Source organism: uncultured Cellulomonas sp., assembly GCF_947494015.1.
GTDB lineage: Bacteria > Actinomycetota > Actinomycetes > Actinomycetales > Cellulomonadaceae > Pengzhenrongella.
This window is the reverse complement of record NZ_CANLTL010000005.1, coordinates 14,277-24,602: the sequence shown is the minus strand read 5'-3', so window position 1 is coordinate 24,602 and position 10,326 is coordinate 14,277. Positions and strand designations below refer to the sequence as shown.

Annotated in this window: 9 protein-coding genes; 1 reads left to right on the top strand and 8 read right to left on the bottom strand. The window is 76.5% G+C overall.

What is annotated here, in order from left to right:
* Window positions 1-34: 34 nt before the first annotated feature.
* The 7 genes from Q0840_RS06980 to Q0840_RS06950 form a co-directional block, all read right to left on the bottom strand.
* The gene (locus Q0840_RS06980) at window positions 35-463 is read right to left on the bottom strand and encodes a pilus assembly protein CpaE (RefSeq protein ID WP_298457981.1); all 429 of its coding nucleotides are present in this window, start codon (window positions 461-463) and stop codon (window positions 35-37) included.
* 41 nt (window positions 464-504) lie between these two features.
* Window positions 505-1,770, bottom strand: a complete 1,266-nt coding sequence (locus Q0840_RS06975; RefSeq protein WP_298457978.1) for a GNAT family N-acetyltransferase — start codon at window positions 1,768-1,770, stop codon at window positions 505-507.
* 93 nt (window positions 1,771-1,863) lie between these two features.
* The gene (gene ligA / locus Q0840_RS06970) at window positions 1,864-4,092 is read right to left on the bottom strand and encodes an NAD-dependent DNA ligase LigA (RefSeq protein WP_298457977.1); all 2,229 of its coding nucleotides are present in this window, start codon (window positions 4,090-4,092) and stop codon (window positions 1,864-1,866) included.
* 99 nt (window positions 4,093-4,191) lie between these two features.
* A complete protein-coding gene (locus Q0840_RS06965; RefSeq protein WP_298457975.1) occupies window positions 4,192-5,205 on the bottom strand; it encodes a hypothetical protein in 1,014 nt (337 codons plus the stop codon).
* A complete protein-coding gene (locus Q0840_RS06960) occupies window positions 5,202-5,807 on the bottom strand; it encodes a dienelactone hydrolase family protein (protein ID WP_298457973.1) in 606 nt (201 codons plus the stop codon). The genes Q0840_RS06965 and Q0840_RS06960 overlap by 4 nt, the downstream gene beginning before the upstream one ends.
* Window positions 5,804-6,940: a tRNA 2-thiouridine(34) synthase MnmA gene (gene mnmA / locus Q0840_RS06955; protein WP_298457971.1), complete on the bottom strand. Its 1,137-nt coding sequence runs from the start codon at window positions 6,938-6,940 to the stop codon at window positions 5,804-5,806. The genes Q0840_RS06960 and mnmA overlap by 4 nt, the downstream gene beginning before the upstream one ends.
* On the bottom strand, window positions 6,937-8,193 hold the full coding sequence (locus Q0840_RS06950; protein ID WP_298457969.1) for a cysteine desulfurase family protein: 1,257 nt from the start codon (window positions 8,191-8,193) through the stop codon (window positions 6,937-6,939). The genes mnmA and Q0840_RS06950 overlap by 4 nt, the downstream gene beginning before the upstream one ends.
* Before the next feature lie 69 nt (window positions 8,194-8,262).
* On the opposite strand from Q0840_RS06950, the gene Q0840_RS06945 reads away from it, so the two are divergent.
* Window positions 8,263-9,246, top strand: a complete 984-nt coding sequence (locus tag Q0840_RS06945) for a phosphotransferase family protein (protein ID WP_298457968.1) — start codon at window positions 8,263-8,265, stop codon at window positions 9,244-9,246.
* A gap of 27 nt (window positions 9,247-9,273) precedes the next feature.
* On the opposite strand, the gene Q0840_RS06940 is transcribed toward Q0840_RS06945, so the two are convergent.
* The gene (locus tag Q0840_RS06940) at window positions 9,274-10,281 is read right to left on the bottom strand and encodes an electron transfer flavoprotein subunit alpha/FixB family protein (RefSeq protein ID WP_298457966.1); all 1,008 of its coding nucleotides are present in this window, start codon (window positions 10,279-10,281) and stop codon (window positions 9,274-9,276) included.
* Window positions 10,282-10,326: the final 45 nt, after the last annotated feature.

Genomic DNA, 10,326 nt, shown 5'->3' with positions numbered 1-10,326 from the left:
CTCGGGGCGGGACCGGTCGCGCCCCGAGCCCGGCTCACGCGGAGGTGGGGTCCAGGGCCAGGTCGACCAGGGCGAGCACCGCGAGCGCATAGGTGTCCACGGCGGAGTCGGCGCCGAACGCCACCGCCTCGTCCGCTCCGGGCGGCCGGATGAGCACCGTGAAACCCTCCGGCGACCGTGCCTGCAGGCTGAGGAACGTGCCGCCCAGCATCTCGCGGAGCTGGTCCTCACGGGGCAGCCACAGGGCGTCGTCCTGCGCCACCGAGTCCAACGCCCACTCCGTGGTGCCGTTGAAGCCGAGCACCGTCCCGGTGGAGAACTCGTGCGCCTCGATCATCATGTCGCTGATCGTGAAGACGTCGCCGGTCATGTCCGGCTGCAGGATCGTGAACTGGTCGCCCGTGCACGGGCGCCACACGACGCCGGCGTCCCGCAGCTGCTCGGCGAGCTCGATGCTGATCATCCACCCAGTATCAGCCGCCGCGTGCGGGGGCGCGCACCGCGTCACCGCTGGCGGTAGTGGTACCGCTCCGCCGGGGTGAACCCGAGGGACGCGTACATCTGGATCGCCGCATCGTTGGACTCCTCCACCTGGAGGAAGGCCCGGCGGGCGCCCAGCTCGGACGCGGCGTGCAGGGCGGCGCGGGTCAGCGCCCGGCCGATGCCCCGGCGACGGGCCCGCGCGTCGACCGCGAGGCAGGCGAGCGCCGCCCAGTCGTCGACGAGGGCGGCCCGGACCACCCCGACCGGTCCGTAGCTGTCGCGTGCGGTGAGGTACAGCGCGTCCGCGCCGCCCACGAGCCGACCGGCCAGTGCGTGGTCCACCGGAGCGGCGGACTTCACGTCGAGCCACCGGGCCAGCCAGTCCTCGTCGGGCGTCCGGCTCACGGTGCACTGGAGCCCCGGGGACTCGAACGGCGCGGCGACGCCGTCGAGACCGGTGCGCACCATGACCAGCGTCGGGGCGACCTGCCGGTACCCGCGCTCGTCGAGCAGCCGGTCCAGGTCCTCGGGCTCGCTCTGCCCGCACACCCGGAACACGGGGGGCTGGTGGGCGGCCCCGTACAGGCGCTCCACCTCGGCCAGCGCGGCCGGCAGGTCGGTGGGTGCGACCAGGGCCAGCACGCTGTTGGCCCGGCGGGTGAACCCGCCGGACAGCCCGACCCGCCAGCCGTCCACGTCGTGGGTCTCGATCGGCGGCCAGGCGGCGGCCTCGGCCCGGGCACCGGGGCCAGCCGGCACCTCCCAGGTGTACACGCGCAGCGCGATGTCCTCGTGGTGCCAGTCGCGGTCGGGGGCCCGGTCGAAGGACAGGCGGTCGTAGAGCCGGTGCGCCGCCGCCATCTCCTCCAGCGAGGACAGCACGACCCGTTGCGCCCGCAGGGTCACCGCCTCGCGCATCGCCGCCCGCATGAGCGCCTCGGCGACCCCGCGGCGGCGGGCGTGCGGCGCCACGGCCAGCATCCGCAGCTCGACCTCACCCGGCTCGGCGATCTCCGCGTAGGACGTCCCGGCCGGCGCGATCGTGATCGTGCCGGCCAGCGTGGGGACGCCGTCGTCGGCGTCGCCGTCCACGTCGGCGGTGCCGTCGGTGGGCGTCGTCGCGACGAGCAGCGTCGCCTCGCGGGCGCGGCGCACGGCGTCGACCAGCTCCTCGACGTAGTCGTCGCCGTCCTGGACGAGGCCGTCGGCGCCGTACGCCTGCGCGGTCAGCGCACCGGCCGCGGCGACGTCGTCGTCCGTGGCGACGCGGATCAGCAGGTCAGGCATCGGTGCCCCCCGTGGTCGTCGAGTGCTCCATGATCGCGCCGTCCGGCCACCGGTGCGAGCGGCACCCGGACGACGCGGGGCGGGCCGAGGCCGTCACGAGACCGGTTCCGCGTCGAGCGCGGGCGCGCCGGGCTCGGCGTCCGCCGGGTCGTCGTCGGGCGTGACGGCGGCCGGACCCTGCGTGAGCAGCAGGGTGAAGCCGGCCTCGTCCAGGATCGGCACACCGAGCTCACGAGCCCTGGTCTCCTTCGTGCCGGCGTTCTCCCCCACCACGACGAAGTCGGTCTTCTTCGACACGCTGCCCGAGGCCCTGCCGCCGCGCGCCAGGATGGCCTCCTTGGCACCGTCGCGCGAGTACCCGTCGAGCGACCCGGTGACGACCACGGTGACGCCCTCGAGGGTGCGCGGCACGGACTCGTCCCGCTGGTCCGCCATCCGTACCCCGGCGGCCGCCCACTGGCGCACGATCTCGGCGTGCCACTGCTCGTCCTCGCCGGGCTGCTCGAACCAGTCCCGGACGGCCGCAGCGATGGTCGGGCCGACCCCCGCGACCGCGGCGAGCCCGGCGGCGTCGTCGTCGGCCCGGGCCGCGGTCTCGATGGCGGCCATGGACCCGAACTCGGTCGCCAGCGCGCGCGCCGCCGTCGGTCCCACGTGCCGGATCGACAGCGCGACCAGGACCCGCCACAGCGCGCGGTCCTTGGCGGCCTCGAGGTTGACCAGCAGGCTCTCCCCCACGGCGTTGAGGTCGCCCGCCTCCCGCGCGCGGCCCCGGACCTTGGACCGGGTGGACAGCGTGAACTGCGGGACCCGGCGCAGCGCGTGGGCGTCGAGGTCGAACAGGTCGCCCTCGTCGGTGATCACCCCGGCCTCCAGCAGGGCGTTCGCCGCCTCCCAGCCGAGCGCCTCGATGTCGAACGCACCGCGGGAGGCGACGTGGAAGACGCGCTCGCGCAGCTGGGCCGGGCACGACCGCGCGTTCGGGCAGCGGATGTCGACGTCGCCCTCCTTGGCGGGCCCGAGCAGCGTCCCGCACGAGGGGCAGTGCGTCGGCATGACGAACTCACGCTCGGTCCCGTCCCGCAGCGCCACCACCGGCCCGACGATCTCCGGGATGACGTCACCGGCCTTGCGCAGCACCACGGTGTCCCCGATGAGGACGCCCTTGCGCTTGACCTCGCTCGCGTTGTGCAGGGTCGCCATGCTGACGGTGGAGCCGGCCACGAGCGCCGGCTCCATGACGCCGAACGGGGTGACCCGGCCGGTGCGGCCCACGTTCACGTCGATGTCCAGGAGCTTGGTGTTCACTTCCTGGGGCGGGTACTTGTACGCGATCGCCCACCGTGGTGCACGGCTCGTCGCGCCGAGCCGTCGCTGCAGCGCGACCTCGTCGACCTTGACGACGATCCCGTCGATCTCGTGCTCGACGTCGTGCCGGTGCGCGCCGTAGTGGTCGATCATCGCCTGCACGTCGGCGAGCCCGTCGACCACGCGGCTGTGCCCGGAGACCGGCAGGCCCCACGAGGCGAGCAGGTCGTACGCGCCCGACTGCCGGTCGGGGACCGCACCATCCGGCCACCGCAGCGCGCCGATGCCGTGGCAGTACATCCGCAGCGGACGGCTGGCCGTGACCCGCGGGTCCTTCTGCCGCAGCGACCCGGCGGCGGTGTTGCGCGGGTTGGCGAACGGCGGCTTGCCCGCGGCGACCTGGGCCTCGTTGACCGCCCGGAACCCCTCGACGGGCAGGAACACCTCGCCGCGGACCTCGATGAGCTCGGGGTGGTCGTCACCGGCCAGCCGGTGCGGGATGCCCTCGATGGTGCGGACGTTGAGCGTGACGTCCTCGCCGGTGCGCCCGTCGCCGCGGGTGACGCCTCGGGTCAGCACGCCCCGCTCGTACACCAGCGCGATCGCGAGGCCGTCGATCTTCAGCTCGCACAGCAGGTGCAGCCCCGCACCGGCGCCGTCCAGGTCGCGCTGCACGCGGCCGAACCAGTCGGCGAGGTCCTCGGCGGAGAACGCGTTGTCGAGCGAGAGCATCCGCTCGACGTGCTCGACCGCGCCGAACTCGGTCGAGAACGTGCCGCCCACGCGCTGGGTCGGTGAGTCGGGGGTGCGCAGGCCGTACGCCGGGTAGCGGTCCTCCAGCGCCTCCAGGCGCCGCAGCAGCGCGTCGTACTCGCCGTCGCTGACGGACGGCGCGTCGCGCACGTAGTACGCGAACTGGTGATCGCGGATCTCGCCGGCCAGGGCTTCCCAGCGGTGCCGTGCGGCGGCTTCGTCGAGCCCGAGGTCGTCGGGGTGGAGTGCCTGTTCGCTCACCGGGCCATCATGGCGCGAGCCACCCACGCGCCGCAGTCCCGGGGCCGGGACGCGCGGGCGGCGACCGGCCGGCGGTCAGCCGGGTACGCCGTCACCCGGTCAGCCGGCCGCACGCTCGGCGACCACCTCGGCCGCGCGGACGACGTCGGCGAGCGACCGGCGGGCCCCGTCCGGGGTGGGCGCCGTCCCGGCCGGCACCAGCACGACGTCGTCGAGCCTCGACACCGGCAGTCCTACCCGGGCCCAGGGGCGCAGCAGGGTCTCGGCCTGCCCGCGCACGTCCGGGCCGGCGCACTGCGAGGACGCGACCGGCGGCAGCGCGGCCCACACCCGCAGGCCGCCTTCGACGGCCTCCGCGACGCGCTCCCAGGCACGCTCGTCGAGGGTGCCCACCCCGAGGCCGACGCCGTCCGCACCCGACCGCGCGACCGCCGGCAGGGCCGCCCAGGCGTCCCCGAGGTGCACCACGACCTCGGACGCCCCCGCGTCCCGGACGGCGTCGGCCACCGTGCGCAGCCGCTCGGCGACGTCCGGCCCGGGCACCGGGCGGATGGCCGAGTAGCCGGAGAAGGTCGGCACCGCGCCGACCAGCACCGCCGCGAGCATCGGCTCGTGCAGCAGCACCACCGGCTGCACGCCCGGGACCGCGACCCGCAGCCGGGCCAGCTCCTCGGCCAGCCCCGCGGCGAGCGACTCGGTGAGCTCCCGCACCGCACCGGCGTCCGCGAGTGCCCGGTCACCGCGCGCGAGGTAGAGCGAGGCCGCCAGCGTGAGCGGGCCCCGGACCGGGACGGCGAGCGGCCCGGTGTAGCCGAGCGCCGCGACCGCGAGCGCGTCGAGCCCCTCACCGGCCAGCGAGCGGACCCGGGCGAGGTCCTGGCCGGGGTGGTCGGCGAGCTTCCAGCCGTGCACGCCGAGCTCGACCGGCAGGTCGACGAGCAGCCCGGCGGTGCGGGCCGTGGCGTCGACGCCGTCGCGGGGCGCGACCGGCTCGACGCGGAACGGCAGCCCGGTCAGGCCGTCGGGGACGTCCGTCAGGTCCCCGACCACCACGGACTGCGCCTCGACGAGGTCCGCCCCGGGCCACGGGCCGAGCCCGGAGACCCCGGTCACCGGCTGAGCCGGGCGCGCAGGAACCCGATGGTGCGCGAGCGGGCGACGTCGGCGGCCGCCGGGTCGGCGAGCGCGACGTCCCCGTTCGCGAACGAGTGGCCGGTGCCGGGGTAGGTGAAGGTGTCGACCGGCGTGCCGGCGGCCTCGAGCGCCGCGACGTAGGCGGCGATGTACTCGGGGTCCTCGAGCTCGTCGGTCTCGGCCAGGTGCAGCTGCACGGGGCAGGTCGTGGTGGCGGCGTCGTCGGCCGACCGGGCCGCGTAGTAGGCGACGACGGCGTCGACGTCCCCCTCGCGGGCGGCGCGCAGCACGAGGTTGCCACCGAGGGAGAACCCGACGGCGCCGACCGCGGGCGCCCCGCCGGCGCGCAGCCGGCCGATCGCGGCGGCGACGAGCGCGACCGCCTGCTCGCCGTCGAGGGCGTCCGCGAGCTCCTCCGCGCGCGCCGGGTCGGTGGTCCGGGACCCGCCGTACAGGTCGACGGTCTCGACCGTGAACCCGGCCGTGGTGAGCTCGTCGGCGTACTCCGCGACATGCGGGCCGAGCCCGTACCAGTCGTGCACGACGACGACCCCCGGCCCACCGGCCCCTGCGTCGCTCATGCCCGTTCCGTCCCCTCGACCGTCGCCTGACCCAGCACCCGGGTCCCGTCGTACAGCACCACCGACTGACCGGGCGCGACGCCACGCAGGTCGCCGTCGACCTCGATCCGGACGCCCCCGCCGGAGGTCCGGCGGGCGCGAGCCGCCACCGGGTCGCCGTGCGCGCGCACCTGCGCCGCGCACCCGAACCAGTCGCCGTCGCCGTCGTCGTCGCCGACGACGTCCGGCGCCAGCCACACCGCCCCCGTGCCGCGCACGGCCGCGACCGCGAGCGCGCCCGCGGGGCCCACCACGACGCGGTTGGTCACCGGCTGGACCTCCAGCACGTACCGGGGCCTGCCGTCCGGCGCCGGCCGCCCGATCTGCAGGCCCTTGCGCTGACCGACCGTGTACGCGTAGGCGCCGTCGTGCGCGCCGACCACCCGACCCTCGGTGTCCACGACGTCGCCCGGCCGGGCCCCGAGCCGCTCGCGCAGGAACCCCTGGGTGTCGCCGTCGGCCACGAAGCAGATGTCGTAGGAGTCCGGCTTCGCGGAGACGCTCAACCCGCGCGCCGCGGCCTCCTCGCGGACGTGCGCCTTGGACGGGGCGTCCCCGAGCGGGAACATCGACCGGGCCAGCCGCTCGGGTCCCATCACGGCGAGCACGTAGGACTGGTCCTTGGCGGGGTCCGCGGCCCGGTGCAGCTCGCGCACGTCGGCGGTGCCGGCCGAGTGCGCGGGGTCGGCGCCGTCGCGCACCGCGATGCGTGCGTAGTGGCCGGTGCACACGGCGTCGAACCCCAGGGCGACGGCCTTGTCCAGCAGCGCCTCGAACTTGATGTGCTCGTTGCAGCGCACGCACGGGTTGGGCGTGCGACCGGCGGCGTACTCGGCGAGGAAGTCGGCCACGACGGTCTCCTCGAACCGCTCGGACAGGTCCCACACGTAGTACGGGATCCCCAGCACGTCGGCGGCCCGCCGCGCGTCGCCGGCGTCCTCGATCGAGCAGCACCCGCGCGAGCCGGTGCGGAACTGGTCGCGGCTGCGCGACAGCGCCATGTGCACGCCGACGACGTCGTGGCCGGCGTCGACGGCGCGCGCGGCGGCGACCGCGGAGTCGACCCCGCCGGACAGCGCGGCGAGCACTCTCATCGGGCACCACCCGGCGCCGCCGAGGCCAGCCCCGCCGTGCGAGCCCGCGCGACGGCGTCCGGCAGCACCGCCAGCAGAGCGTCCACGTCGGCGGCGGTGGACGTGCGGCCGAGCGAGAACCGCAGCGCTCCGCGGGCCTCGTCCTCGACCACACCCATGGCCAGCAGCACGTGCGACGCCTGCGGGACGCCGGCCTGGCACGCCGAGCCGGTCGAGCACTGCACGCCCGCCAGGTCCAGGCCGACGAGCAGGGAGTCGCCCTCGCATCCCGCGAAGGTCAGGTGGGCGTTGCCGGGCAGCCGGCCGGGCCGTCCCTCCGCCGGGCGTCCAGGCCCGGCGCCCGCGGAGGCGTGGTCGCCGGAGGCGCCGGAGGGGTCCGGCCCGCGCAGCACCGCACCGGGCACCGCGGCCCGGACCCGGCGGACGAGGTCGTCGCGCAGCCCGGCCAGACGGGTCGCGGTCGCCGGCTGCGCGCGCACCGCGGCGTCGGCGGCGACCGCGAAGGACCGCGCCGCCGGCCCGTCGAGCGTCCCGGACCGCACCCCGCGCTCCTGCCCACCGCCGTGCAGCACCGGCACCAGGTCCAGTCCGCGGCGGGCGAGCAGGGCGCCGGCACCGAGCGGCCCGCCGATCTTGTGCGCGCTGACGGTCATGGCGTCCAGCCCGGACGCGGCGAAGTCGACCGGCAGCTGCCCGACCGCCTGCACCGCGTCGGCGTGCACCGGGACGCCGTACCGGCCCGCCAACGCGACCACGTCCGGCAGCGGCTGGACCGTGCCCACCTCGTTGTTGGCCCACATCACCGAGATCAGCGCGACGGTCCCCGCGGACGCCCGCAGCTCGGCCTCGAGCGCGGCGAGGTCGAGCCGCCCCTCGGCGTCGACGGGCAGCAGCACCACCTCGGCGCCGGCCCGAGCGGCGAGCCACCGGGCCGGGTCCAGCACGGCATGGTGCTCGACGGCGGAGACGAGCACCCGGCGCCGCGCGGGGTCGCGCGCCGTCGCCGCCCAGTAGATGCCCTGGACCGCGAGGTTGTCAGCCTCGGTGCCGCCCGCGGTGAGCACGACCTCGCTCGGGTGCGCCCCGAGCGCGGCGGCGAGCTGCTCGCGCGACTCCTCCACGACCCGGCGCGCCGCGCGGCCGGCCGAGTGCAGCGAGGACGCGTTGCCGGTCCGGCCGAGCTCGGCGGTCAGCGCGTCGACGGCCGCGGGCAGCATCGGCGTGGTCGCGGCGTGGTCGAGGTAGGCCGTCACGAGGACCCAGTCTACGAACCCACCGCCCGCACCCGCGCCCGCCGGGGGCCCGGCTGGCAGGATGGCCCGGTGACCGCCTGGGACCGGACCGAGCCGCCCGTCGCCTTCTCCGGGTCCCGGCTCGGCTGGCAGGACCTGCCGCGGCCGGTGCGGGCCCGGATCGCGGAGCGGGCCGGCGCCGAGGTCATCGCCGAGACGGGCGCGACCAGCGGCTTCAGCCCCGGGTTCGCGTCGGTGCTCGAGCTGGGCGACGGCCGGGAGGTCTTCGTCAAGGCGGTCTCCAGCGAGCAGAACCCGCACTCCCCCGAGCTGGCCCGCCGCGAGATCGCCGTCGCCCCGGCCCTGCCCGACGACGTCCCGGCGCCGCGCCTGCTGTGGTCGGACGACGACGGCACCTGGGTCGTGCTGGCGTTCGAGGCGGTGCACGGCCGCTCGCCCGTGCTGCCGTGGCGACCGGACGACCTGGTCCGGGTGCTCGCGGTCCTGGACGCGCTGGCGACGACGGCCCCCGTCGAGCCGCACGCGCTCGAGCCGGTGACCGCGACGCTCGCCGAGGAGTTCACCGGGTGGCGCCGGCTCGCCGACGGACCCGTCGAGCTCGTCCGGCAGGCCGCCGGCCTGGCCGGTGAGCCCGGCGCGTGGGCGCTGGAGCACCTGGACGAGCTGGTCGAGCGTGAGGCCGGGTGGGCGCGGGCCGCCGCGGGGGACGCGCTCGTGCACGGCGACCTGCGCGCGGACAACGTCATCCTCGACGACGCGACGTGCTGGCTGGTCGACTGGCCGCACGCCGGCGTCGGCGCCGCGTGGCTCGACCTGGCACTCATGCTGCCGAGCGTCGCGATGCAGGGCGGCGGCGACCCGGACGTGATCTTCCGCGCCCAGCGGGTCGCCGCCGACGTCGACGACGAGGCGCTGCGGGCGGTCCTGACGGCGCTGGCCGGGTACTTCGCGCACGGGGCGCTGCAGCCGGCCCCGCCCGGGATCCCGAACCTGCGGCGGTTCCAGGCCGCGCAGGCGCTGGCGACGATCGGCTGGCTGCGCGCGCTCGGCTGACAGCGCCGGTGACCGGCGCCGTGGCCGTCAGCCGCGCAGCCGCCGGATCTCCGCCGCCGCCTGCGGCAGCACGTCGAACAGGTCCCCCACGACCCCGAAGTCGGCGATCTCGAAGATCGGGGACTCCGGGTCGGAGTTGACGGCCACGATCGTGCCGGACGCCTGCATCCCGCCGCGGTGGTGCACCGCACCGGAGATGCCCGCCCCGATGTAGAGCTGTGGGGAGATGGTGACCCCGGTCTGGCCGATCTGCGCCTCGTGGCCGATCCAGCCCTCGTCGGTGGCGACCCGGGTCGCACCGACCGCGGCGCCGAGCACGTCCGCGAGCTCCTCGACCGCGGAGAAGTCCCCGTTGGTCCCACGTCCCCCGGCCACCACGGCCTGCGCCTCGGCGAGCTCGGGTCGGCCGGTCGCCGCCCGCTCGGTGCGCCCGGTCAGCGTCGCCCGCCGCGCACCGGCGCTCACGGTCACCGCGTGGCCCTCGGTGCGCGGCTCCGTGGGCGCGTCGACCGGCTCGGCCGGGACCGCGTTGGCCTTGACCAGCACCACGGCCAGCGGCGTGGTGATGGCGCAGCGGGTGGTCCAGGTGCCGGCGAACACGGTCTTGGAGACGACGACCTCCCCGTCCTCGCGGGTCACCCCGGTGGCGTCGCTGACCACACCGGCGCCGGTCAGCACCCCCAGCCGCGCGGCGGCCTCCTTGTTCTCGAACGTCGACGTCGCGAGCACCGCACTGGCGCCCGCGCGGGACGCGACAGCCGCGAGCGCCTCGGCGGCCACCGGGGTCAGGTGCCGGTCCGCGTCACCGACCGTGACGTCGTGCACCACCGTGACCCCGTACCGGCCGACCTCGTCCGCGGCGGCGGCGGCCAGCCCGGGCTCGAGCGCGACCGCGTGCACCGGCGCGCCGGTGTGCCGGGCCAGCCCTCGGGCCAGCGTCAGCAGCTCGAGCACCGGGGGCCGCAGCCGGGGGGCGCCGTCCACCGTGTGGTGGTCCAGCAGGACGACGACGGGTCCGTCGGCGGGGTGCGTCACAGCGGCTCCTGAGAGGTCGTGGAGGGGCGAGGGGATGCGCGTCTG

Excerpts from the sequence above, each read along its gene's own strand:
- mnmA (WP_298457971.1), bottom strand. The coding sequence starts at position 6,940 with ATGAGAGTGCTCGCCGCGCTGTCCGGCGGGGTCGACTCCGCGGTCGCC.
- Q0840_RS06980 (WP_298457981.1), bottom strand. The coding sequence starts at position 463 with ATGATCAGCATCGAGCTCGCCGAGCAGCTGCGGGACGCCGGCGTCGTG.
- Q0840_RS06975 (WP_298457978.1), bottom strand. The coding sequence starts at position 1,770 with ATGCCTGACCTGCTGATCCGCGTCGCCACGGACGACGACGTCGCCGCG.
- Q0840_RS06960 (WP_298457973.1), bottom strand. The coding sequence starts at position 5,807 with ATGAGCGACGCAGGGGCCGGTGGGCCGGGGGTCGTCGTCGTGCACGAC.